Here is a 22,879-nt window from a genome sequence, read left to right as displayed (position 1 = left end):
CCGTCCGTCCCCCAGTCCGGAACCAGACGACGGAAGCCGCATGACCACAGCTCTCTACCTCACCAGGCGCGTCCTGCAGGCGCTCGCGGTGATCCTCATCGTCACGATCGTCGTGTTCTGCCTGCTGCACGCCCTGCCGGGCGGCCCGGCCCGCGGCGTCCTCGGCGTCTCAGCGACGCCCGCGCAGATCGCCGCGTTCAACCAGGCGCAGGGGCTCGACCAGCCGCTGCCCGTGCAGTACCTCCGGTTCCTCGGCCGCCTGCTCACCGGCGATCTCGGCACCTCGTACACGCTCAACGAGGCGGTGTCGCAGCTCATCGCCGAGCGGTTGCCCAAGACCCTCGTCCTCACCGGGATGTCCGCGGTGCTCGGCATCGTGCTCGCGATCCCGGTCGGCATGTGGCAGGCGGTCCGGCGCAACGGCGCGGTCGACTACGCGGCCACGGCCCTGGCGTTCGTGTTCTACTCGACGCCCGCGTTCTTCCTCGGGCTCGTCCTCATCATCGTCTTCAGCCAGCAGCTGCCGTGGCTGCCGTCCCAGGCGCCGAGCGGCAACACCCTCGCCGAGGTCTTCCAGGACCCGGCCGGGCTCGTGCTCCCCGTCGTCACCGGGGCCCTCGCGATGATCGCCGTGTTCAGCCGGTACATGCGGGCCTCGACGCTCGAGAACCTGCAGGAGGACTACGTCCGCACCGCCCGCGCCGGCGGTGCCTCGACCGCGGCGATCCTGCGCCGGCACGTGTTCCGGAACTCGCTCACCCCGGTGGTCGCGATGCTCGGCTACTACCTGCCGGTGCTGTTCGGCGGGGCGCTCGTCACCGAGCAGCTGTTCAACTACCCCGGCATGGGGCTGCTGTTCTGGAACGCCGCGCAGACCTCGGACTACCCGACGCTCCTCGGCTGCGTCCTCGTCATCTCGATCGCGACGGTGGTGGGCACACTGCTCGCCGACGTCGCGCAGTCCCTCATCGATCCCCGAGTGAAGGCGAGCCGCGCATGAGCGCCGTCCAGCTGGCACCCGAAGCCCCGGGCGCCCCCGTCACCGTCGCCGCGACCGGGTGGCGCCTCGCCGTCCGCCGCTTCCGCCACAACACCCTCGCCGTCATCGGCCTCGTGGTCATCGTCGTCATCGTGCTGTTCTGCTTCGTCGGCCCGTTCCTGTACCCGACGGACCAGGTCCACACCCAGCTCGACCAGGTGAACGTCGCCCCGAGCGCCGCGCACCTGCTCGGCACGGACGCCGTCGGGCACGACGTCCTCGGCCGCCTGATGTTCGGCGGCAAGGTGTCGCTCATGGTCGGGATCGCCGCCGGGATCCTCGCCACCGTGGTCGGCACGCTCTGGGGCTCGGTCGCCGGCTACGTCGGCGGCTGGGTCGACGCCGTGATGATGCGTGTCGTGGACGCCGGCATCGCGATCCCCGCCCTCTTCATCCTGCTCGTCATCTCGGCGATCACGACCCCGGGCGTCTGGGGGCTCATCGTGATCCTCGGACTCGTGTCCTGGCTCGTGCCGTCCCGCCTCATCCGGGCCGAGACGCTCACCCTGAAGAACCGTGACTACGTCCTCACCCTCCGGGCGATCGGCGGTTCGCACGCCCGCGCCATCGGCCGCCACCTGCTGCCGAACTCCGTGTCGACGATCGTCGTCGCCGCGACGTTCCAGGTCGCCGACGCGATCCTGCTCGTCGCCTACGTCTCGTACCTCGGGCTCGGCGTGCAGGCACCGGCGACGGACTGGGGTGGCATGCTGTCGGCGGGACTCACCGCCGCGTACTCGGGACGCTGGTGGCTCATCGTGCCGCCGGGTCTCGCCGTGATCCTGGTCGTCTGCGCGTTCAACGCCGTGGGCGACGGGCTCCGGGACGCCTTCGACGTGAGGGGCCGCTGATGTCCATCCTGACCACCACCGACCTCGGGGTCACCTTCCGCACGGAGTCCGGCACGGTCGACGCCGTCCGCGGGGTCTCGCTGCACGTCGAGCCCGGGGAGACCCTCGCGCTCGTCGGCGAGTCCGGTTCGGGCAAGTCCACCGTGGCGCTCGCCGCGATGGGGCTGCTGTCCGGCAACGCCACCGCCACCGGGAGCGCCGTCGTCGACGGTCACGAGATCGTCGGTGCCCCGGAGCCCTCCCTGCGGTCCCTGCGCGGGAACACCGTCTCGATGGTCTTCCAGGAGCCGGCGACCGCCCTCGACCCGCTCACCCGGGTCGGCGCGCAGATCGCCGAGGTCGTCCGGAACCACGGTGACGTCTCCGCCGCCGACGCCGCGGCCAGGGCCGTCGAGCTCCTCGGCCGTGTCGGCATCCCGTCGCCGGAGCAGCGGGCGCGCGCGTTCCCCTTCCAGCTGTCCGGCGGGCAGCGGCAGCGCGTGGTGATCGCGATGGCGATCGCCAACTCGCCGAAGCTCCTCATCGCGGACGAGCCGACGACGGCGCTCGACGTCACGGTGCAGGCGGAGATCCTCGAGCTGCTCCGTCGCCTGGCGGCGGACACCGGCACGGGCGTCCTGCTCGTCACCCACAACATGGGCGTCGTCGCGGACTTCGCGGACCGGGTCGCGGTGATGCTCCAGGGCGAGATCGTCGAGACCGGGAGCGTCGAGGACGTCCTGCTCCGGCCGCAGCACGACTACACGAAGGGGCTGCTCGCCGCGGTGCCGCGGCTCGCCGTCGCGGCGGTCGACGGACCGGCCCCGACGGCCGCGGCGGCCGCGCCCGACGCGGCGGACGGGAGGCACGGTGCGGCCCCGGTGGTCGACCTGCGGGACGTCTCGGTGACCTTCGGGCGCGGGGCGCGCGCCGTCCACGCGCTGCAGGGCATCGACATCGCGGTGCACGCCGGCGAGACCGTCGGCCTGGTCGGCGAGTCCGGCTCGGGCAAGTCCACGGCGGCCCGGGTCGCGCTCGGTCTCGTCGCGCCGACGTCCGGCAGCGTGCACCTGTTCGGCTCCGACCTGCGCACGGCCCGCGGCCGCGACCGGCGGGCGTTGCGGTCGGGCATCGGCGTCGTGCTGCAGGACCCGGTGGCGTCGCTCGACGCGCGGATGTCCGTCGCGGAGTGCATCGCCGAGCCGCTCGCGGTGCACCGGCGGGGCATGTCCTCCGCCGACCGGCGGAAGCGTATCGACGAGGTGCTCGACGCCGTCCGGCTGCCCCGCACCCTGGCGTCGCGGGCACCCCGAGAGCTCTCCGGCGGCCAGCGGCAGCGCGTGTCGCTCGCCCGGGCGCTCGTGCTCTCGCCGCGGCTGCTCGTCGCCGACGAACCGACCAGCGCCCTCGACGTGAGCGTGCAGGAGACGGTGCTCGAGGTGCTGCGCGAGCTGCAGTCCGACCTCGGCTTCGCGTGCCTGTTCGTCTCGCACGACCTCGCCGTCGTGCAGCAGTTCGCCGAGCGGGTCGTCGTGATGCGCCAGGGGATCGTCGAGGAGCAGGGCCCGACCGGCGCCACGCTCGTGCACCCGACCACCGACTACACGCGGCGACTGCTCGCGGCGGTGCCCGTCCCCGATCCGGTGGTGCAGCGGCAACGGCGGGCCGAACGGCTCGCGACCCTCGGGGCGGTGACCGCGTGAACGAGGTCGTCGCCGGCGTCGACGTCGGCGGGACGAACACCAAGGTCGTCCTGGCGACCCCGGCGCTCGAGGTCATCGACCGCGTCGACCTGCCGACACCGGCACACGCCGGCGGCGCGGCGATCGTGACGGCCGCCCTCGGTGCCGTGACGGACCTGCTCGACCGGCACCGCGCCTCCGTGACGGGGGTCGGGGTGGGCGCCGCTGGCGTGGTCGACGCGACCACCGGCACCGTGCTCGTGACCGGCAACTCGTTCACCGGCTGGGCCGGGTACGGCGTGACCGACGCGGTGACCACGGCCCTCGGCGTCCCCGCGACGCTCGACAACGACGTGAACGCGTTCCTCCTCGGCGAGGTCGCCGCCGGAGCCGTGGCCGGGGAGCCGGACGTCCTCGGCATGACGCTCGGCACCGGTGTCGGCGGCGCCCTCGTGCTCGGCGGCTCCCTGTTCGCCGGACCCCGCGGTGCTGCGGGGGAGATCGGTCACGTCCCCGGCTTCGGCGACGCGGTGTGCACGTGCGGACAGGTCGGCCACCTCGAGACGATCGCCGGTGCCCGCGGGATCGCCGACCGCTACGCCGAACGGACCGGGCGACGCGTGACCGTGCGCGAGGTCGCCGACGCCGCTCGCACCGGGGACCCGGACGCCGCCGCGGTGTTCGAGACCGCCGGGTGGGGACTCGCGCGCGCCGCGCTGCTCACGGCGGGGATCCTCGACGTCACGACCATCGTCATCGGCGGCGGGATCGCTCGCTCCTGGGACCTGCTCGAGCCGGCCATCAGCCGGGCCATCGCGCTGGAACCCCCGGTCAGCGGTGCGCCGATCCGGTTGGCACTGTCGTCGCTCGGGTCCGACGCGGTGGCGCTCGGCGCCGCCGCACAGGTGCGGGACCTGGTGCTCGGGACCGCGCGCGCGCGCTGAGGCGAGGGCTGCTCCCCGCACGACGAGGAGCCGGCCTGGACCACCTGATCGCGTGGCCCAGACCGGCTCCGGTCGTGGGTGCTGTCGGCGGCTGGACCGCCGACGGACGGGTCAGACCCGACGGGTCCCGACGCGCGGGAGCAGCAGCCCGAGGACGATCATCGCGACGGCGAGGATCAGGTGCAGCACGTTGTCGGCGCTGTTCAGCGGCACGAAGTTCGCCGGGTCGGCCATGCCGGCGGTGAACAGGCCGTAGACGAACAGGACGGCGTAGACGATGCCGCCGACGAGCAGGTACAGGCGCGCGTTGCGCGGCGAACGGGCGGTGACGAGCCCGACGATGCCGAAGAGCAGGTGGACGATGTTGTGCAGCACGGACACCTGGAAGGTGCCGAGCAGGAGTGCCATCGAGCCGTGGCCCGCGACCGACATCGAGCCCATGTCCATCGTGAGACCCGGGATGAAGCCGGCCACACCGACGATGAGGAAGACGATCCCGAAGACGAGTGCGCCCTTCTGGGTCCAGGTGGAGCCGTTGGCGGTGCGGTTCGTTGCTGCGTTGCTGGTCATGGTGCGACCTCTCTCTCATGGGGACCGACACGACGATGCGTCGGCGGGGGCCTTGTTCATGCCCACAGCTCTTTCGTAGCCCTCGCCCGGCTGGTTTGCAGCGTATTGGGCAAGACAGGCCGATTCGCGCTTCACCCAGTTCGGGGGGGGATCCGACGCCTTCACACTCGGACCGTCGCCGAGGCCAGAGGGTCAGAAGTCTGGGATGTAGCGCAGCATGAACTTGTCGAACTGCGGGACCGTGAACTCGGCGAAGCCGAACTTGGGTGTGTACAGGAGTCCCTTGGCGATGAGTCGAGCTCGGAGCGGTGCGACCTGCTCGGAGGTCTTCCCGAGCTGTTCCGCGACGTCCGACGCCTTCTGGGGCTCCGGGCCCAGGGCAGCCATCGCTCGGAGGTAACGGAGCTCCTCCTTCGTGCTCCGCTGCACTCTCGTCTTGAAGAAGCTCTCGTCGAGTTCTGCCTCCACGAGGTACCGCGCGTCAGCGACCTCCGCCGCGGTGATGACGGGTCCCTCCGCGAGATCCCACACCCACCGTCCGAACTCCTGCAGGAAGTAGGGGTAGCCGTCCGTGTACTCGATGATCGCGTCGACTGCCGCGTCCTCGAACCGGACGCCCTCCTCGGCAGCCGGTGCGACGATGGCCTGTCTCGCGTCGGCGGGTCCGAGCTCGATCACCTGGATGTAGTGGAACAGTCGCTCGGCGTAGGACTTCGCGTCTCCCGCGACGCCAGGGAGCTGCGGGAGGCCCGCACAGGCAACGGTGATCGGGAGCCGTCGTTGGATGCAGCGGTGAATGGCACCGATCAAGGCCTCGAGTTCGTCCTTCGAGAGGAACTGGATCTCGTCGAGCAGGAAGACCACTCCGCGCCTGACATCGCGAGCGGTCTCTCCGAGCGACTCGAGCACATCAGCGAGGTCTTCGTCGAACTGCCCAGAGTCGGCTGCTCCGTCGATCTTCTCGACGTCGAGGCCCGCCGTGAGCGCCCCATCGGGCTGCACGGTCATCGAGAACGACCGGATCACGCCGGCGGCCCGCTTCGCAACGTCGTTCCAGCGCGCTTTCGGTGACAATTGGAACAGCGCCTTGCGCACGAGGTTCGCGAGCTGCGGCCCGAACTCCTTCGTCTTCGAGATCTCGGCGGGTACCGCCACCCAGTTGTGCTCGCGTGCGATCCGCTCGAACTCGCCGAGCAGGACGGTCTTGCCGACTCCTCGGAGGCCGATCGCCGCGACCGCTTTGTCGGTCTTGCCGCTGGCGAGGCGCTCGAGCACGCTCTCGAAGTCCTTCAGTTCGGCATCGCGTCCGGCGAGGACCGGTGGCGCGGAACCGGCGTTCGGAGTGTAGGGGTTGCGTACTCGATCCACAGGGTCCTCCTTATCGACCTTTCCAACCTTATCGAAGCTCGTTAATCCCGATAAGGTTGTCAAGGACCGTGTCGACGTCGAGTGCTCAGGTGGTGGATGCCGGGCTGAGCCACCGCGGAGGGGGCGCCGGGCATCGTAGGGGCATGAGCCAGGACGACAAGCGCGACCCGAACACCCTCTACCCGGCGCCGCCGTACCCGGAGCAGGAGCAGTCGCTCCCCGGGGCCGCGTGGAAGATGGACCCGAAGCCCGACCACGGCGAGGAGAGCTACGTCGGACACGGGCGCCTGCCGGGCTACCGGGGGATCGTCACCGGCGCCGACTCGGGCATCGGCCGCGCCGCCGCGATCGCGCTCTCCCGCGAGGGCGCCGACCTCGTCCTCTCCTACCTGCCCGACGAGCAGGAGGACGCCGAACAGGTGCGCGACCTGCTCGAGGGCGAGGGGCGTCGTGCGGTCCTGTTCCCGGGGGACATCTCCGACGAGCAGTACTGCACCGACCTCGTGCAGCGGGCCGTCGACGAGTTCGGTGGTCTCGACACGCTCGTCATGGTCGCGGGCCGGATGGACAGCAACGACGACATCCTCACCCTCACGACCGAGCACTTCGACTCGACCTTCAAGACGAACATCTACTCGCTCTTCTGGCTGACCAAGGCCGCCGTGCCGCACCTCGAACCGGGCTCCACGATCGTCACGACCGGGTCCATCCAGGCGAGCACACCGTCGCCGGACAAGATCGACTACGCCGTGTCGAAGGGTGCGATCAAGCTCTTCACCGAGGCCGTCGCCCAGCAGCTGGCGCCGAAGGGCATCCGCGTGAACTCGGTCGCTCCGGGACCGGTGTGGACGCCGCTCCAGCCCGGGTCCGACGACGCCCGGACCGTGGCTCACTTCGGTGAGCAGTCGCCGTTCGGGCGTCCCGGGCAGCCGGCCGAACTCGCCGCGGCGTACGTGCACCTCGTCAGCCCCGAGTCGAGCTACCAGTCCGGATCGACGATCACCGTCGCCGGTGGCACCCCGGCGTTCTAGGAGGACACGATGAGCGGGACGACACACGTGGTCCTCGTCGCGTGGGACCACGCGACGACCGACCCGTCGGCACGGGCCGACGAACTCGTGCGGGAGCACCTGCCCCGGATCGACGGGGTCGAGTCGGTCCGGTCCGGCGAGAGCATCAGCACCGAGGGGCTCGAGGGCGGCTTCGACTGGATGCTCGTCGTGCGCTTCCGGGACCGCGCGGCGCTCGCCGGGTACCTGCCGCACGAGGAGCACCAGCCGGTCGCGGCGTACATCCAGGGCGCGAGCGACCGCGTCGTGGTCTTCGACGTCGAGGACTGACCGCGCCCCGGGCGTCGGAGTCCGCGTCGACGCTTACCCTCCTGGAGGACGGGCCGCTGAGCGGATGGTGACCATCCGACGAACGGGAGGCGCGGTTCGGCCCCGCACCGCGCCTCCCGGCCCGCAGGTCCCTACGATGAGGACGTGGCTGACGCGACCGAACCGACCGTCCTGCTGACCGCCTTCGAACCGTTCGGCGGCGACGCCGTGAACCCCTCGTGGGACGCCGCGCAGCGGCTGGCGGCCACCTGGGACGGACCGGCGACCCTCGTCGTCGAGCAGCTGCCGGTGGTCTTCGCCGAGGAACGGTCGCGGCTCGCGGCGGTGCTCGCGAAGCACCGGCCCGACGTCGTGATCGCGACGGGGCTCGCTGCCGGCCGGGCCGCGGTGACCCCGGAGCGCGTCGCGATCAACGTCATGGACGCCCGGATCCCGGACAACGCGGGCGCGCAGCCGGTGGACGAGCCGATCGACCCGGTCGGAGCGCCGGCGGCGTTCAGCGGGCTGCCCATCAAGCGGATCGTCCGCGACGTCCGGGCGGCCGGGGTCCCCGCTGCGGTGTCCAACACGGCGGGGACGTTCACCTGCAACCAGGTCTTCTACGAGCTCATGTCGTTCGCCGACCGCGACGGGTTCCGCGCCGGTTTCGTGCACGTCCCGGCGACCCCGGACATCGCCGGCGACGGCCCCTCGCTCGGGCTCGACGAGATCGTCACCGCGCTCGACGCCGTCGTCCGCGCGTCGCTGGACCCGGCGCCGGACATCGTCGCCGAGGGCGGCGCGGAGTCCTGAGCCGCGCCGCCCTGGCCCGTCAGACGAACTGGCGGAAGTTCGTCGACGCGAGGTCGAGCAGCTCGTCGCCGCGACCGGACAGCACGGTGCGGATCGCGTAGAGCGTGAAGCCCTTCGCCTGCTCGAGGGTCACCGCCGGCGGCATCGACAGCTCCTGGCGGTCGGCCTTGACGGACACGAGCGCGGGGCCGTCGTGCGCGAGGGCCGCCGCGAGTGCGTCCTCGAGCTGGTCGGACTCGTCGACGCGGAAGCCCCGGATGCCGATCGCCTCGGCGACCTTCGCGAAGTCCGGGTTCTGCAGCTCGGTGCCGTAGGTGACGAACCCGGCCGCCTTCATCTCGAGCTCGACGAAGTTCAGCGACGAGTTGTCGAACACGACGATCTTCACGGGCAGCTTGTTCTGCACGATCGTGATGAGCTCGCCGAGCAGCATCGCGAGGCCGCCGTCGCCGGCCATCGCGACGACCTGCCGGTCCGGGAACGCGGCCTGCGCACCGATCGCCTGCGGGACGGCGTTCGCCATCGTGCCGTGCACGAACGAGCCGATCAGGCGGCGGCGGCCGTTCAGCGTGAGGTACCGCGACGCCCACACGACGGGGGAGCCGACGTCCGGGATGAACACGGCGTCGTCCGACGCGAGCCGGTCGAGCACCCGCGTGACGTACTGCGGGTGGAGCGGCTTGTGCTTGCCGGCGGGCACGGCCAGGTCGTCGAGCTTGGCGCGGGTCTTCGCGTAGTGCTTGCGGGCGTCCTCGAGGTGCTTGGCGGGTTTCGAGCCGTCGAGCATCGGGATGAGGGCGAGGGCGGTGTCCTTGACGGTGCCGACCAGGCCGATGTCGACCGGGTGCCGCTTGCCGAGCTGTTCGCCGCGGACGTCGACCTGCACGTGCTTCGCCTTCGCGGGGAAGAACTGCTGGTACGGGAAGTCGGTGCCGAGCATCAGGACGACGTCGGCGTCCTCCATCGCGCGGTAGCCGGAGGCGAAGCCGAGCAGCCCGGTCATGCCGACGTCGTAGGGGTTGTCCCACTCGATGTGCTCCTTGCCGCGCAGGGCGTGCACGATCGGCGCCTGCAGGCGTTCGGCGAGTGCGAGGACCTCGTCGTGGGCACCCGCGACACCGGCGCCGGCGAGGATGGTGACCCGGTCGGCACCGTTCAGCAGCTGCGCGGTGCGCTCGAGCTCGGCCTGCGCGGGGATGATCCGCGGCGTGGCGCGCTCGATGGTGGTGACCCGGGGTGCGACGGCCTCGGCGAGGAGCACGTCACCGGGGATGACGAGCACGGCGACACCGCGCTGCTCGACGGCGGCGCGCATCGCGATCTCGAGCAGGCGCGGCATCTGGGACGGGTCGGCGACGTACTCGACGTAGACCGAGCACTCGCGGAACAGCTCCTGCGGGTGGGTCTCCTGGAAGTAGCCGGACCCGATCTCCGCCGTGGGGATGTGCGCAGCGATCGCGAGGACGGGGACGCGGGAGCGGTTCGCGTCGTAGAGGCCGTTGATGAGGTGCAGGTTGCCGGGGCCGCAGCTGCCGGCGCAGACGGCGAGTTCCCCGGTGAGCTCGGCCTCGGCGGAGGCGGCGAACGCGGCCGCTTCCTCGTGGCGGACGTGCTCCCACCGGATCGTCCCGTCCTTCCGGAGTGCGTCCGTGAAGCCGTTGAGGGAGTCCCCGGGGAGACCGTAGACCCGCTGGACGTCGTTCTGACGGAGGGTGGCGACGATGTTCTCGGCAACGGTTGTCATGCCCTCGTGTCTAGTCCCGGCGGCTGATCCCTTGCCGTTCGCTGAGCGATCTCTGATCGTCCTGCACCGGACTCCGGGGCCGACGGGGCGCCGCACCTGCGACGATGGGCGGATGTTCGACCACGACCTCCGCCCCCGCCGACGAGTGTCCGACGCGTCCGGGATCCTCGACCGGAGCCGCTACCCGCTCGCGTCGGTGGCGATCGCCGTCGTCGCGGTCGTCCTGATCACGATCGTCGGGTTCACGCTCGGCACGGTCGACCTCGGGCTCTCGAAGGCGCTGAACGGCCTGCACACCGGGGCCCTCGGGGCGTTCGCGACCGCGGTCTACCACGTCATCAGCCCCGGCCCGGCGATCGGGATCACCGTCGTGGTGGTCGCGGTGATCTGGTGGCGGACCCGCGACCTGCGTCCGGCACTGGCGTTCGGCGGCACGATCGCGATCACGTGGGTGCCGTCCGCCGTCGTGAAGGAGATCGTGCACCGGGCCCGGCCGGACGTCGCCGTGCTGCCGCACCCGTTCCCCGTTCAGCCGGACCCGGGCTACCCGAGCGGGCACACGGTCTACATCACCGCGTTCGTGATCGCCCTCGTCTGGCTCCTCCGCGACACCCGGTGGCACCGCCTCGTGCTGGGCCTCGGGACCGTGGCGATCGTCGTCGTGTTCTTCGCGGTGTCGATCGACGCCGTGCACTACCCGACGGACGCGGCGGCGTCGATCCTCTGGGCGCTCGCCGTCGCTCCGGGCGTGCGGGTGGTGTGGGTCGACTGGCTGATGCCGAAGATCCCGTTCCTGCGGCCGCGGGGTCCTGCGGCGCAGCGCGAGGTCACGCGCTGAGCGACACCTCACGGGCCGACTGCCGCGTGAACTGTCGCTGAGCGCGAAACCCCGCGCCGAGCCCGCGCGCGCCCGACCCCGCGCGCGCCGAGCCCGCGCGCCCGACCCCGTGCGCGCCGAGCCCGCGCGCGCCCGACCCCGCGCGCGACCCTAGGCGCCGACGCCGCGCCGACCGCGCGCCGCCACGAGCGCCACCACGGCGACCACCGCGGCCGCGAGCATCACGACCGCGAGCGGCGCCGCCGTCCCCTCGCCGCCGATGCTGACGAGCGGCGACACGAGCGCCGCGAGCCCGAACTGCAGGGCACCGAGCACGGCCGAGGCGCTCCCGGCAGCCTGCGGCACCGCCCCGAGCGCGAGTGCGGTCGCGTTGCCGAGCACGAGCCCGAGCGACCCCACGGCGGTGAAGAGCGGCACAGCGAGCCAGAACACCGGTGCCGCCGTGACGACCAGCAGGGCGAACGCGACGGTCGAGGCCAGCACGAGCGCGATCCCGAGGGTGAGCACCCCGGTGACCGACCGGGTCGCCGTGAGCTTCGCGGACAGGATGCTGACGCCCATCAGCGCGAGGGCGTTGCAGCCGAAGGCGATCCCGTAGCCCACCGTGCCGAGCCCGAGCATGTCCTGGTACAGGAACGGCGACGCCGAGATGTACGCCATCATCACCGCGAACGCGAAGCCGAACACCGCGGTGTACCCGACGAACGTCCGGGAGCGGAGCGCCCGGACCGGCGAACCCGTCGCGCCGGAGGCCCGTCGTTCGGCGCGCAGGGCGTCACGGCGCGACCGCAGGTGGGTCTCGCGGACCACGGCGAGCACCGCCACGAGCATGAGCACCGACAGCCCGAGCACGATGCCGAGCAGTCCGCGCCAGCCGATCGGCCCGGTCAGCAGTCCGCCGAGCAGCGGTGCGACGACCGGGGCGACCCCGCCGACGATCATCATGAGGGAGAACGCCCGCGCCGCCGGCTTGCCCGTCGCGAGGTCGGAGATCACCGCGCGCCCGATCACCATGCCGGCCGCGCCGCCGAGGCCCTGCAGCAGCCGGGCGACGACGAGCACGCCGACGGTCGGCGCGAGGACGGCCGCGGCGCTCGCGGCGACGCACAGCGCGGCGCCGGCGAGGAGCGGCGGCACGCGGCCGAACCGGTCGGACAGCGGCCCGAAGACGAGCTGTCCTGCGGTCACGCCGACGAGGAACGCGGTCAGCGTGAGCTGCACGGTCGTCGCCGATGCCTGCAGGTCGGTGGTCATCTGCGGGAAGGCCGGCAGGTAGAGGTCGGTCGCGAAGGGAGCGACCGCGCTCAGCAGGCCGAGCACGAGCAGCAGGCCGGTGGTGATGCCCTGCTGTCGGGTCGTGGGCGTCGCGGCGTGCGCGCGGATGGAGCCGGTGTCCGTCGTCATAATTATTAAATCATAACTCATTGTCGACGTCGGTAGGGTGACGCCATGGGATCCGCGCTGTCCGACGACCTCCTCGCCGAGCTCGCCGACGTCGTGCTCCGCATCTCGCGCGAGATCGACCCGAACGGCGCCCGGTCGCTCGACATCGTGCCGCTGACCGGCACCGAGGCGCTCGTGATGCGGTGGATCGACCGGAACCCCGGCTCGACCCCGAGTGCGGTGGCCGAGGCGACGGCCCTCAAGCGCAGCAACCTCAGCGTGGCGGTCGGGTCGCTCGTCGCGAAGGGGATGGTCGAGCGTCGGCCCGACCCGGACGACGCCCGGACCGTGCAGCTGTACTCGACCGAGCTCGCCGCGGGCAGCATCGAACGGCTGCACGCGCACTGGGCCGGCATGCTCCGGCAGGCGCTCGGGGGCGACGACGAGGGTGTGGCGACGACGTTCGCCACGCTCACGCGCATCGACGGCCACCTGCGCGACGCGACGCGCTGACCGCGACGCGACCGGCTGACGGACGGGAGGCGCGGGTCGGCCCCGCCCCGCGCCTCCCGTCCGTCAGGCGGTGCGGTCCGGCACCTCGTCCGCGATCGGCAGCAGTCGCCGGGCGCCGTGCCCCTCGGCACCGAGCTGGTCGCCCGGGTTCATCACGAGGCAGGCGTTCAGCGACACGCAGCCGCAGCCGATGCACTGCGTCATCTCCTCCTGCAGCCGACCCAGCTCGAGCTGCCGGGCGCGGAGCCGTGCGCGCCACCGCTCGTTCAACCGGTTCCAGTCGCGCAGTGACGGCATCCGGTCGGACGGCAGCGTCTCGAACTGCTCGGCGACCTCGCTGAGCGGGATCCCGAGCCGTTTCGCCACCTGGATGATCGCGATGCGCCGCTCGACGTGCCGTGGGTAGAGGCGGGTGCCGCCGGCCGTGCGCTCCGGGTGGATGAGGCCCTTGCGCTCGTAGAAGTGCAGGGCCGACGCCGCGACCCCGGTCCTCGCGACGACCTCGCCGATCGTGAGGAGGTCGGTCGGGCTCGGGCGCGGGATCTCCACCATGGTCGAGATCCTAGGTCAGCACCGGAGCCCGTCGACATAGCGGTTGACATGCAATCTGATGTGCAATATGTTCAACACCACGAGCCGCGAGGGGCGGCTCCTGACCCGGAAAGGTCCACCATGACCACGATCCTGCAGCCCCGCACCGCCCGCACCACGACCGCCCGAGCGGCCCGTCCCGACGCCGCGAGCACGACGCTCGCCCTCGACGGCGTCCTCGGTCGGCTCGAGCGCACCGCCGCCCGCCTCCCGTACGCACTGGCGGTGCCGGTGATCCTCGTGCACGCGGCACTCAGCACGCTCGCCTACCGCTGAGCGGAGCCGTCAGGGGGTGAGGACGCGCCCGCGCAGGCGCTCCCGGCTGAGCCCCGGCAACGCGATGCCCGTGTCCTGTTCCAGCACGTGCGTCCCCGGCGGCACGATCCGGTCGATCGCGTCGAGGACCTCGTCGTCGAGCACCACCTCGGCCGCCTGCGCGTAGGCGTCGACGTGCGAGATCGTGCGCGGCCCGACGACCACCGACGACACGTCCGGATGGGTCAGCGCGAACCCCACCGCGAGCTCGAGCAGCGTCAGACCGGACTCGTCGGCGAGGCGCCCGAGCCGATCGGCGACCTCGAGCTTCCGACGGTTCACCGGGGCGCCGACGTCGTACGCGTGCGGCTGCTCGAGCGCGCGTGGCGACCGGGGCTGCGCGGTGCCGTCCCGGTACGCGCCGGCGAGCCAGCCGCCGGCGAGGGGTGCCGCCGCGAGCACACCGAGGCCGAACCGACGGGCCACCGGGAAGGCCGTGCGCTCCGCGGTGCGCGTGGTGATCGAGTACGGGGCGTGGGTCGCGCTCGCGCTCTTCCCGCCGGACCGGAGCCACTGCGCCTCGACGAGCTCCTCGGCGGGGAAGCCCGGGATCCCGAACGCGCGGATCTTGCCCTGGGTGACGAGGTCCGCGAGCGCGTCGAGCGTCTCGTCGAGCGAGGTCGCCGGGTCCGGGTGCGCGGGCTGGTACAGGTCGATGACGTCGGTGCCGAGGCGCTCGAGGCTGCGCTCGACCGCACGGAACATCCAGCGCCGGCCGTTGCCGTGGTGCGACGGGTCGTGGTCGACCGGGTCGCCGAACCGGACCGCCAGGAACACGTCGTCCCGTCGGTCCCCGAGCGCCGCGCCGAGGACGGTCTCGGCGAGCCCCGCGCCGTCCGCGTCGGACACGTCCACCGCGGTGACCCCGCGCCCGAGCGCCTCGTGGACGAGCCGGACGGCGTCGTCGACGTCACGCTCGGCGACGGACGACACGGCACGCGTCCCGAGGGTCAGCGCGCTGACCGGGGCTCCGGTCCGCCCCATGCGTCGCTGTTCCATGGCCGCCACGATAGGAGGACGCACCCCGCGACGGGCCCGGGTGACGAACCGTTACCGCTGGTACCCTGGGTCCGCTCCACCAACACGCAGTGTGTATCTACCGGCCGTCGGCTCCCCGGCGGACAACGGCGGCACCCGATGGGTCCGCCCCCGAAGCTCCCGGGCCGGGCCGAGAAGGCACACCTCCATGCTCCAGACCAGCTCCAGCCCGTCCGCCCCCGCGACCACCGACGACCGGTCCCTCGTCGCACACGCCGGACGCTGGTACTTCCCCGTAGCGTTCGTCGCCCGGCTCCCGTTCGCGATGATGGTCGTCGGCGTGCTGACGCTCGTCGTCTCCGCCCGTGACTCGGTCGCCCTCGGCGGTGTGAACTCCGCCTCGGTCGGCATCGGCGCCGCGGTATTCGGCCCGCTCGTCGGTGCCGCTGCGGACCGCTTCGGGCAGCGGAACGTGCTCGTCCCCGTCGGGCTCGTGAACGCCGTGCTGCTCGGGGTGTTCCCCTTCGTGGTGGACGGCACGGCGCCGGACGTCGCGGTGCTCGCGCTCGCGTTCTGCATCGGCGCCTCGGCACCGCAGGTCGCCCCGATGTCCCGGACCCGGCTCGTCGCGATCATCGGGCAGCGGATGGCGCCCGCACGTCGGAGCAAGGTCCTGAGCGGCACGATGGCCTACGAGTCCGCCGCCGACGAGACGGTGTTCATCATCGGGCCGTTCCTCGTCGGGATCCTCGCGAGCGCGATCGCCCCGTGGGTCGCCGTCGCCGGTGCCTCAGCGCTGACGTTCGTGTTCGTCACGGCGTTCGCGCTGCACCCGACCGGCAAGCTCGTGCTCGGCCGCCACGAGGAGCTCGAGCAGGCCCCGGCGCGCCAGCTCCTCCGCCCCCGACTCGTCGTCGTCGTGGTGGGGATCCTCGGTGTCGGCCTGTTCTTCGGCGCGACCCTCACCTCGCTCACCGCGTTCATGGAGACGCACGGCGAGCCGTCGCAGGCGGGGCTGCTCTACGGCCTGATGGGCATCGGCTCCGCGGGGCTCGCGCTCGGCTCGGCGGCGTTCCCGCGCGGCTTCGCCCTCGGGTGGCGCTGGCTCGTGTTCGGCGTCGTGCTGCTCGGCGGCGCGGTCTGGTTCTCGCAGGCCGGTTCCGTCGTCGCCGTGGGCGTCGTGCTCGCGGTGATGGGCATCGGCATCGGCCCGACCCTGGTCGCGCAGTACAGCCTCGGCTCCGACCGGTCGCCCGTCGGCCGCTCGGCGACCACCATGACGATCCTCGGCTCCGCGGTCATCGTGGGCCAGTCGGTCGCGTCGGCGATCACGGGCGACGTCGCCGAACAGCACGGAGCCGGTGCCGCGATGCTGTTCCCTGCCGCGTCCGCGGCGATCGTCGTGCTCGCCGCGGTGGCGAACCTCGTGCTGTCGCGTCGCGCACGCGCGTGACCGCCTGACGGTCCGGAGGGACGGTGCGGGCCCGCACCGCGCCTCCAGGCTCAGCTCGTCACGACTCGGTGTCGTCGACGAGCAGGTCCTCGTGGCGGTAGTCGTCCGCCCGCAGGCCGGCCCGCGCGATCATGTGCGTCGACACCGGCACGAGGAACAGCTGGAACACCATGATCGGCAGGACGACCCACAGCGCGGTCCACGTCCACACGGCGACCACGACCGCGGCGAGGGTGAACGCGAGCCCGAGGACCTGCGGCTTCGCCATGGCGTGCAGCCGGACGAGCGGGTCGGGGAACCGGACGATCCCGACCCCGGCGCCGAGCGAGAGCACCGACCCGACGAGGAGCAGGGCGAGCGCGATCCACGCGCGCACCCCGGCGCCGTCGATGAAGCCCTGGATGATGTCGATCACTGGGGACGCTCCTGGTCGTCGGCGTGCTCGGGCGTGGTCACGGTCAGGCCCTCGTCGGACGGGTCCGAGGACGGTGTGACCGCACGCGCGACGGCGATCGTGGCGAAGACGCTCGTCGCCGCGATGACGACGAGGACGGGGACGGCGGTCAGGTCCCGCCGGATCACCATCGCGGCGCCGATCACGACGAGGGCGGTCGTCAGCACCATGTCGGAGCCGATCATCCGGTCGAGGATCGTCGGACCCCGCACGATGCGGAGGACCGCGAGCACGAGGGTGGCACCGAGGAGCGCGAGCACCAGGGCGATCCCGATCCCCATGACGACGACTGCGGCGCTCATCGCGTGACCTCCGGCAGGGGTTCGGACAGTTCGGAGAGGTCCTGCTTCGACCCGAGCGCGCGGATGACGAGCGTCTCGATGCCGAGCGCCTCGCGGCGGGCCGCCTCGACCTGCTCGACCCGCTCGGTGTCCAGCACGTGCAGCAGCAGCCGCCGTCGGCGCAGGTCGACGTCGGCGACGTAGGAGCCGGGCACGAGCGAGATCGCGAGCGTCGCCAGGGTGAAGGTCATCTCGGACGTCGTGTGGAGCTGCACGAGCGTGATCGAGCTCCGGCGGACCCCGCGCGGGCGCAGCGCGACCCAGGCGACCCGGAACGAGGCGAGCACGACGAGGCCGGACCAGACGACGAGGAACCACGCCGCGTGCGGGATCGAGAACCGGGCGGACAGCGGCACCGGGGGCAGCGGGAGCAACTGCGTGACGAGGAGCGCGACGACGATCCCGCACAGCAGGGTGAGCGGCGTCCACGAGCCCCAGAGGAGCGCCCACAGCACGGTGAGCCCGGCGACGAGGGGGACGTCGTAGCGCCACGCGACGGCGATGCGCCGCGCGTTCGTGATGCGCCGGGTGCTGTTCGCGGTCACCGGTCACCCCCGAGCACGGCCTGCACGTAGCGGTCCGGGGACTCGAGCGACTCCGCCGCGCGGGTCGCGTAGCCGTACAGCGGACCGGCGACGACGGTGAGGGCGACGGAGCCGAGCACGGCCACGGTCGTGACCCCGACGAGCATGCGCGGCAACCGGACGTGGGTGGGCGCCTCGCCGACGCCGCCCTGCGTGGCCGTCGGTGCGGTCTCCGGACGGGAGGCGCGGCTCGCGTGCGGTGCGTCGGTGACCGTCACCGAGCCTCCCGGGTGGAAGGCCTTGCCCGTCTCCTCGGAGACGGTCAGGGGCGCCGGTTCCGGCGACCGCAGGTGGGCGTGCGGCTCCGCGACGCTCGCGTGCGGGGCCGCTGCCTCGGCCGCGGGCTTCGGCCGCCAGAAGGCGGCGTCCCAGACGCGCATGAGCGCGTACAGGGTCAGGAGGCTCGTCACGACACCGGCGGCGATGGTCGCGTACGCCAGCGGTGAGCCGTCGATCGCCGCGGCGCGGAAGAGCCCGAGCTTGCCGATGAAGCCGGAGAACGGCGGGATGCCACCGAGGTTGAACGCCGGCACGAGGTAGAGCGCGGCGAGCAGCGGCGCGGCCTTGAGCAGTCCGCCGAGCGATCTCGTCGAGGTCGTGCCGCCCACGCGCTCCATCAGGCCGGAGACCAGGAAGAGCGTCGTCTGCACCACGATGTGGTGGACCGTGTAGAAGACCGCGGCGGCCGTCCCCGCGACCGAGCCGAGGCCGACGCCCATGACCATGAACCCGATGTGGCTGATGAGCGTGAAGGACAGCAGTCGTTTCACGTCCGTCTGCGACACCGCACCGAGCACGCCGACCACCATCGTGAGGATCGCCACGATGAGCAGCACCGTGTTCAGCTGCGGTCTCGGGAAGATGATCGTCTCGAGCCGGATGATCGCGTAGATGCCGACCTTGGTCAGCAGGCCCGCGAACACCGCCGTCACCGGGGCCGGTGCGGTCGGGTAGGAGTCCGGCAGCCAGAACGCCAGCGGGAACACGGCCGCCTTGATGCCGAACCCGATGAGCAGCATCGTGTGGAGGAGCAGCTGCACGTGCTCCGGCAGCCCCGCCACCCGTTCGCTGATCTGGGCGATGTTGACGGTGCCCGTGGCGCCGTACACGAGCCCGATCGCCGCGAGGAAGATCGCCGACGCGATGAGGCTCGTCACGATGTACGTGGTGCCTGCTCGCACGCGCTGCTCGCTGCCGCCGAGGGTGATGAGCACGTAGCTCGCCACGAGCAGCATCTCGAACGCCACGTAGAGGTTGAAGAGGTCCCCGGCGATGAAGGAGTCGAGGACCCCGGCCGCGAGCACGAGGTAGGTCGGGTAGAAGATCGTGACCGGTGCCTCGCCGTCGTCGGCCGCGAGCCCCTGGCCGATCGAGAAGAGCAGGACGATCAGGAGCACGCTCGCGCTCACCGTGAGGAGCAGGGCGCTCAGCCGGTCGACGACGAGCGAGATGCCGTACGGCGCGTCCCAGCCGCCGACCTGCACCACGAACGTGCCGTGCTGGTCGACGAGCACCATGAGCGTCGCGGCGACGGCCAGGGCGACGACGAGCACCACGACGGTGATCGCGCGCTGGAGCTTCTGGTGGTTGAGGAGTCCGAGCGCGACCGCGGCACCGAGCAGCGGGACGAGGACGAGGAGCGGGACGAGCCAGGTCATCGGGTCGCCTCCTGTTCTGCGTCGGTGGTGGTCTCGGGGTCTTCGTCTGCCGGTTCGTCGCGTTCCCTGCCGATCGCGACGTCGGCCTCGTCGACCTCGACCTCGTCGGCGCGGGAGAGCTTCCACGAGCGGTGGATGAGCGCCAGCAGGAAGGCGCTCACCGCGAACGTGATGACGATGGCGGTCAGGGCGAACGCCTGGGGGAGCGGGTCGGTGATGCCCTCGGACGACTTGCCGATCGGCGGGTTCCCGGCGGCGCCGGACATCACGAGCAGCAGCAGGTTCAGGGCGTTGCCGAGCAGGAGGAACCCGAGCAGCATCCGGGTCAGCGAGCGCTCGAGGAGCAGGTACACCCCGCAGGAGAACAGCACCGCCATCGCGATGACGAGCACGAGGGTGACGGTCATGTGGCGCTCCCTTCCGGGGTGGGGGCTTCGGTGGCGTCCCGCACGGGCGTCGCGGCCTCCTCGAGGCGCTGCCGGTCGACCTCGGCACCGAGGCTGCGGAGGACGTCGAGCACGAGGCCGACGACGACGAGGTAGACGCCGATGTCGAAGAACGTCGCGGTGACGAACTCGACGTGGCCGAGCACGGGGACGGTGGCCTCGAAGAACTCGGAGTACAGGGCCTCCTTGCCGAAGAACATCGGTACGAGTGCGGTGATCGCGGCGGTCGCGACGCCGAGGCCGAGCAGGCGACCCGCGCGCACCGGGGCCGCGGCGCCGAGCTCGGCCGGGCCGCCGGCCAGGTACCGCGCCGCGAGGGCGATGCCCGCGACGAGCCCGCCGGCGAACCCGCCACCCGCCGCGTTGTGTCCGGCGAAGAGCAGGTAGACCGACAGCACGATCAGGCCGTGGAACAGCAGCCGCACCACGACGTCGAGCAGGGCCGAACGGCCGGTCGGGATGGCAGCGCTCGTCGGCAGCCAGGCGCGGGGTTCGCCGTCCGTGCGCTCCTCGCGGCCCGGGGCGAGCCGGGCCGGCAGGTCGCGGAGGCGGGGGAGGGTGTCCTCGCGGGAGTTCACGAAGATGAGGCTCGCGACACCCGTCGCGGCGGCGACCACGACCGTCAGCTCGCCGAGGGTGTCCCAGCCGCGCAGGTCGACCAGGGCGACGTTCACCACGTTCAGACCGTGCCCGAACGAGCTCGTCAGCGCCGGCAGGTCCGGCCAGAGCGGTCGGGCGGTGCGGGCCGACGCCGAGACGACCACGACGATCGCCAGCGTCAGGCCGGCCAGCCCGGCGAACAGCGCCCGCGCGATCCGGAACCGCGACGGGTTCGCCGTGTTGATCCGCGGGGGCAGCCGACGCAGGACGAGCACGAAGGCGATGAGGGTCACGGTCTCGACCACGAGCTGGGTCAGGGCGAGGTCGACGGCGCCGTGCAGGACGAACAGCACGGACATGCCGTAGCCGGTCACGCCGACGAGCACGGCGGCGGCGAAGCGGGTCTTGGCGGTCAGGACGGCGATCGCGGCGATCGACATGACGATCACGACCGGGACCTGGCCCCACGAGTCGGCGAACCGGACGTGGAACGCCCACGGGCCGCCGACCACCAGGTTGACGAGCGCCCCGGCGACGAACACCGACAGGATGACGGTCAGGTAGTAGGGGAGCGAACCGCGCTGGAGGCCGGCGGTGAGGCCGGTCGCCACGCGGTCGAGGCCGCGCATGAGGTGGCGGTAGGTGCCCGACGCGCTCGGCGATCCGGCGAGGCGGTGCTGCAGCGCCTCGACCGGGCGGCGCAGGGCGAACAGTGCGATGCCGCCGAGGAGCGTCACGGCGGACAGGCCGAGGGCCGGCTCGAGTCCGTGCCAGAGGGCGAGGTGCGGGACCTCGCCGTCGAGGGCCGCGGCGTGTGCGGCGGGCTCGATGCCGAGCGCGACGAGGGGCGTCGCCACCCCGAGCGCGAGGCCCGTGACGGCGAGCACCGACGGCACGACGCCGAGGCCGTGCAGCCCGTGCGGTTCGGTGTCGGGGACTCCAGGCTTCCGCCCGAAGGCGCCCCACAGGAACCGCAGCGAGTACGCCACGGTGAGCACCGAGCCGATCGTGACGCCGACGAGCGCGATCCACGCCCAGGCGGCGTCGGGGCCGTGCAGCGAGTCGATGAAGCCGGTGAGCACGGCCTCCTTCGCGACGAACCCGATCGTCGGCGGGATGCCGGCCATCGACAGCAGGGCGAGGACGGCGACGACGGTGGTCCAGGGCATCCGCCGGCCGAGCCCGCTCAGCTTCGCGAGGTCGCGGGTGCCCGTGACGTGGTCCACCGCGCCGACGACGAGGAACAGGGTGGACTTGAACGCGGCGTGCGCGACCAGCAGCGCCACGCCGCCGAGGGCGACCTCGGGAGCACCCCACCCGGCGGCGAGCACGAGGAACCCGAGCTGGGCGACCGTGCCGTAGGCGAGCAGGAGCTTGATGTCGGTCTGGCGGAGCGCCCGGTACCCGCCGATGAGCATCCCGAGCACGCCGAGCACCGTGATCGTCTCGCGCCAGCCGCCGAGCAGCGCGAAGGCGGGGGCGAGCCGGGCGACGAGGTAGATGCCGGCCTTGACCATCGCCGCGGCGTGCAGGTACGCGCTCACCGGGGTCGGGGCCGCCATCGCCGCCGGGAGCCAGAAGTGGAACGGCACGATGGCGGACTTCGTCAGCGCACCGAGCAGGACGAGCACGACGGACACCGAGACGATCGTCCCCGACGGCGGGTCGGCGACGATCCCGGAGAGCGACGTCGTGCCGGCGGTGACCGACAGCACCACCAGACCGGCGAGCATCGCCAGGCCCCCGGCGGTGGTGACGACGAGCGCCTGCATCGCCGCCGCGCGACTGGCACGCTTCACCGAGTCGTGCCCGATCAGCAGGTAGGAGAAGACCGTCGTCGCCTCCCACAGGACGAACAGCACGATGACGTCGTCGGCGACCACGAGCCCGTACATCGACCCGGCGAAGGCGGTGAGGACCCCGGCGAACCGGCCGAGCCCCGGTTCGTCCGGGCTGAAGTACGAGGCGCAGTACACGAGGACGAGCGCTCCGACCACGCTCACCACGAGGGCGAGGACCCACGACAGGGCGTCCATCCGCAGGGCGATCGCGAGGTCGAGCTGCGGCACCCACCGGAACCGCTCGGTGACCCCGCCGTCGAGCGCCGGACCGGTCTGCACCACGGTGAGGACCGCGGCCGCTGCCGGTGCGAGGGCCGCGACGTGGAACACACGGCGGCCGAGGACGGGGGTCAGGGCGGGGACGATCAGTGCGACGATCGCGAACGCGACGAGGACGATGACCATCGGGCACCTCCTCGGGGTCGGGCTGCAGTCCGGCTCACTGGGCCCTCACAGCCTACGGAGAGGGGGATGTGGAGTTCCTGAGTGGGCGGACAGGGAGGCCGATCGAGGATCAGGCTTCCAGCACCACTCTGCCCGTCTGCCCGCCGCCCTGTCCGGTCCGGTCTCCTCGG

23 protein-coding genes are annotated in these 22,879 nt (G+C 72.2%); 11 read left to right on the top strand and 12 right to left on the bottom strand.

What is annotated here, in order from left to right:
• Positions 1 to 40 precede the first annotated feature (40 nt).
• Genes ACQXVK_RS15455 through ACQXVK_RS15440 form a run of 4 tightly spaced genes read left to right on the top strand, consistent with a single transcriptional unit; the run spans position 41 to position 4,495 of the window.
• A complete protein-coding gene (locus tag ACQXVK_RS15455; RefSeq protein WP_402268747.1) occupies positions 41 to 1,000 on the top strand; it encodes an ABC transporter permease in 960 nt (319 codons plus the stop codon).
• Positions 997 to 1,890, top strand: a complete 894-nt coding sequence (locus ACQXVK_RS15450) for an ABC transporter permease (RefSeq protein WP_430854156.1) — start codon at positions 997 to 999, stop codon at positions 1,888 to 1,890. The genes ACQXVK_RS15455 and ACQXVK_RS15450 overlap by 4 nt, the downstream gene beginning before the upstream one ends.
• The gene (locus ACQXVK_RS15445) at positions 1,890 to 3,572 is read left to right on the top strand and encodes a dipeptide ABC transporter ATP-binding protein (RefSeq protein ID WP_430854155.1); all 1,683 of its coding nucleotides are present in this window, start codon (positions 1,890 to 1,892) and stop codon (positions 3,570 to 3,572) included. Before ACQXVK_RS15450 ends, ACQXVK_RS15445 begins: the two co-directional genes overlap by 1 nt.
• Positions 3,569 to 4,495, top strand: a complete 927-nt coding sequence (locus ACQXVK_RS15440) for an ROK family protein (protein WP_430854154.1) — start codon at positions 3,569 to 3,571, stop codon at positions 4,493 to 4,495. The genes ACQXVK_RS15445 and ACQXVK_RS15440 overlap by 4 nt, the downstream gene beginning before the upstream one ends.
• Positions 4,496 to 4,606: 111 nt before the next feature.
• On the opposite strand, the gene ACQXVK_RS15435 is transcribed toward ACQXVK_RS15440, so the two are convergent.
• Together ACQXVK_RS15435 and ACQXVK_RS15430 are read right to left on the bottom strand one after the other, a co-directional pair.
• The gene (locus ACQXVK_RS15435; protein ID WP_402268759.1) at positions 4,607 to 5,065 is read right to left on the bottom strand and encodes a DUF4383 domain-containing protein; all 459 of its coding nucleotides are present in this window, start codon (positions 5,063 to 5,065) and stop codon (positions 4,607 to 4,609) included.
• A gap of 192 nt (positions 5,066 to 5,257) precedes the next feature.
• On the bottom strand, positions 5,258 to 6,496 hold the full coding sequence (locus ACQXVK_RS15430) for an AAA family ATPase (RefSeq protein WP_430854153.1): 1,239 nt from the start codon (positions 6,494 to 6,496) through the stop codon (positions 5,258 to 5,260).
• A gap of 80 nt (positions 6,497 to 6,576) precedes the next feature.
• Here ACQXVK_RS15430 and ACQXVK_RS15425 point away from each other — a divergent pair, with 80 nt between their 5' ends.
• The 3 genes from ACQXVK_RS15425 to pcp all read left to right on the top strand — a co-directional run bounded on the left by ACQXVK_RS15425 (position 6,577) and on the right by pcp (position 8,565).
• Positions 6,577 to 7,464, top strand: coding sequence for an SDR family oxidoreductase (locus ACQXVK_RS15425; protein WP_022907792.1), 888 nt, complete (start codon positions 6,577 to 6,579; stop codon positions 7,462 to 7,464).
• Between the two features lie 9 nt (positions 7,465 to 7,473).
• Positions 7,474 to 7,773 (top strand): Dabb family protein, encoded by a 300-nt coding sequence (locus ACQXVK_RS15420; RefSeq protein WP_430854152.1) that lies wholly within the window; start codon positions 7,474 to 7,476, stop codon positions 7,771 to 7,773.
• Positions 7,774 to 7,917: 144 nt separating this feature from the next.
• Positions 7,918 to 8,565, top strand: a complete 648-nt coding sequence (pcp, locus tag ACQXVK_RS15415; RefSeq protein WP_430854151.1) for a pyroglutamyl-peptidase I — start codon at positions 7,918 to 7,920, stop codon at positions 8,563 to 8,565.
• A 19-nt stretch (positions 8,566 to 8,584) separates the two neighbouring features.
• Here the strand turns inward: pcp and poxB are convergent, their stop codons facing one another.
• The gene (poxB, locus tag ACQXVK_RS15410; protein WP_402268824.1) at positions 8,585 to 10,309 is read right to left on the bottom strand and encodes a ubiquinone-dependent pyruvate dehydrogenase; all 1,725 of its coding nucleotides are present in this window, start codon (positions 10,307 to 10,309) and stop codon (positions 8,585 to 8,587) included.
• A 112-nt stretch (positions 10,310 to 10,421) separates the two neighbouring features.
• Here poxB and ACQXVK_RS15405 point away from each other — a divergent pair, with 112 nt between their 5' ends.
• A complete protein-coding gene (locus tag ACQXVK_RS15405) occupies positions 10,422 to 11,147 on the top strand; it encodes a phosphatase PAP2 family protein (protein ID WP_430854150.1) in 726 nt (241 codons plus the stop codon).
• A 150-nt stretch (positions 11,148 to 11,297) separates the two neighbouring features.
• On the opposite strand, the gene ACQXVK_RS15400 is transcribed toward ACQXVK_RS15405, so the two are convergent.
• Positions 11,298 to 12,572 (bottom strand): multidrug effflux MFS transporter, encoded by a 1,275-nt coding sequence (locus ACQXVK_RS15400; protein ID WP_430854149.1) that lies wholly within the window; start codon positions 12,570 to 12,572, stop codon positions 11,298 to 11,300.
• A 24-nt stretch (positions 12,573 to 12,596) separates the two neighbouring features.
• Here ACQXVK_RS15400 and ACQXVK_RS15395 point away from each other — a divergent pair, with 24 nt between their 5' ends.
• On the top strand, positions 12,597 to 13,043 hold the full coding sequence (locus ACQXVK_RS15395) for a MarR family winged helix-turn-helix transcriptional regulator (RefSeq protein ID WP_430854148.1): 447 nt from the start codon (positions 12,597 to 12,599) through the stop codon (positions 13,041 to 13,043).
• 63 nt (positions 13,044 to 13,106) lie between these two features.
• Here the strand turns inward: ACQXVK_RS15395 and soxR are convergent, their stop codons facing one another.
• Positions 13,107 to 13,595 (bottom strand): redox-sensitive transcriptional activator SoxR, encoded by a 489-nt coding sequence (gene soxR / locus ACQXVK_RS15390; RefSeq protein ID WP_430854147.1) that lies wholly within the window; start codon positions 13,593 to 13,595, stop codon positions 13,107 to 13,109.
• A gap of 120 nt (positions 13,596 to 13,715) precedes the next feature.
• Between soxR and ACQXVK_RS15385 the strand changes: the two genes are divergently transcribed.
• Positions 13,716 to 13,910 (top strand): hypothetical protein, encoded by a 195-nt coding sequence (locus tag ACQXVK_RS15385; protein WP_402268837.1) that lies wholly within the window; start codon positions 13,716 to 13,718, stop codon positions 13,908 to 13,910.
• 9 nt (positions 13,911 to 13,919) lie between these two features.
• Here ACQXVK_RS15385 and ACQXVK_RS15380 read toward each other — a convergent pair whose 3' ends face one another.
• Complete coding sequence (locus ACQXVK_RS15380) at positions 13,920 to 14,948, bottom strand: aldo/keto reductase (RefSeq protein ID WP_430854146.1); 1,029 nt, start codon at positions 14,946 to 14,948, stop codon at positions 13,920 to 13,922.
• Between the two features lie 187 nt (positions 14,949 to 15,135).
• Between ACQXVK_RS15380 and ACQXVK_RS15375 the strand changes: the two genes are divergently transcribed.
• Positions 15,136 to 16,380, top strand: coding sequence for an MFS transporter (locus ACQXVK_RS15375; RefSeq protein ID WP_430854145.1), 1,245 nt, complete (start codon positions 15,136 to 15,138; stop codon positions 16,378 to 16,380).
• A 58-nt stretch (positions 16,381 to 16,438) separates the two neighbouring features.
• Here ACQXVK_RS15375 and mnhG read toward each other — a convergent pair whose 3' ends face one another.
• The 6 genes from mnhG to ACQXVK_RS15345 are packed head-to-tail and all read right to left on the bottom strand — an operon-like array spanning position 16,439 to position 22,709.
• On the bottom strand, positions 16,439 to 16,795 hold the full coding sequence (gene mnhG / locus ACQXVK_RS15370; protein ID WP_022907803.1) for a monovalent cation/H(+) antiporter subunit G: 357 nt from the start codon (positions 16,793 to 16,795) through the stop codon (positions 16,439 to 16,441).
• Positions 16,792 to 17,136, bottom strand: coding sequence for a hypothetical protein (locus ACQXVK_RS15365; RefSeq protein ID WP_022907804.1), 345 nt, complete (start codon positions 17,134 to 17,136; stop codon positions 16,792 to 16,794). The genes mnhG and ACQXVK_RS15365 overlap by 4 nt, the downstream gene beginning before the upstream one ends.
• Positions 17,133 to 17,720 carry a Na+/H+ antiporter subunit E gene (locus tag ACQXVK_RS15360; protein WP_022907805.1) on the bottom strand — a complete coding sequence of 196 codons (588 nt, stop codon included), beginning with the start codon at positions 17,718 to 17,720 and terminating at the stop codon, positions 17,133 to 17,135. Before ACQXVK_RS15360 ends, ACQXVK_RS15365 begins: the two co-directional genes overlap by 4 nt.
• Positions 17,717 to 19,417 carry a Na+/H+ antiporter subunit D gene (locus tag ACQXVK_RS15355; RefSeq protein ID WP_022907806.1) on the bottom strand — a complete coding sequence of 567 codons (1,701 nt, stop codon included), beginning with the start codon at positions 19,415 to 19,417 and terminating at the stop codon, positions 17,717 to 17,719. The genes ACQXVK_RS15360 and ACQXVK_RS15355 overlap by 4 nt, the downstream gene beginning before the upstream one ends.
• A complete protein-coding gene (locus ACQXVK_RS15350; RefSeq protein WP_022907807.1) occupies positions 19,414 to 19,824 on the bottom strand; it encodes a Na(+)/H(+) antiporter subunit C in 411 nt (136 codons plus the stop codon). Before ACQXVK_RS15350 ends, ACQXVK_RS15355 begins: the two co-directional genes overlap by 4 nt.
• Positions 19,821 to 22,709: a Na+/H+ antiporter subunit A gene (locus ACQXVK_RS15345; RefSeq protein WP_430854144.1), complete on the bottom strand. Its 2,889-nt coding sequence runs from the start codon at positions 22,707 to 22,709 to the stop codon at positions 19,821 to 19,823. The genes ACQXVK_RS15350 and ACQXVK_RS15345 overlap by 4 nt, the downstream gene beginning before the upstream one ends.
• Positions 22,710 to 22,879: the final 170 nt, after the last annotated feature.

It is taken from the genome of Curtobacterium sp. AB451, assembly GCF_050585845.1.
In the GTDB taxonomy this organism is placed as follows: Bacteria; Actinomycetota; Actinomycetes; order Actinomycetales; family Microbacteriaceae; genus Curtobacterium.
The sequence above is the reverse complement of the archived record's forward strand: the minus strand, read 5'-3'. Positions and strand labels throughout refer to the sequence as shown.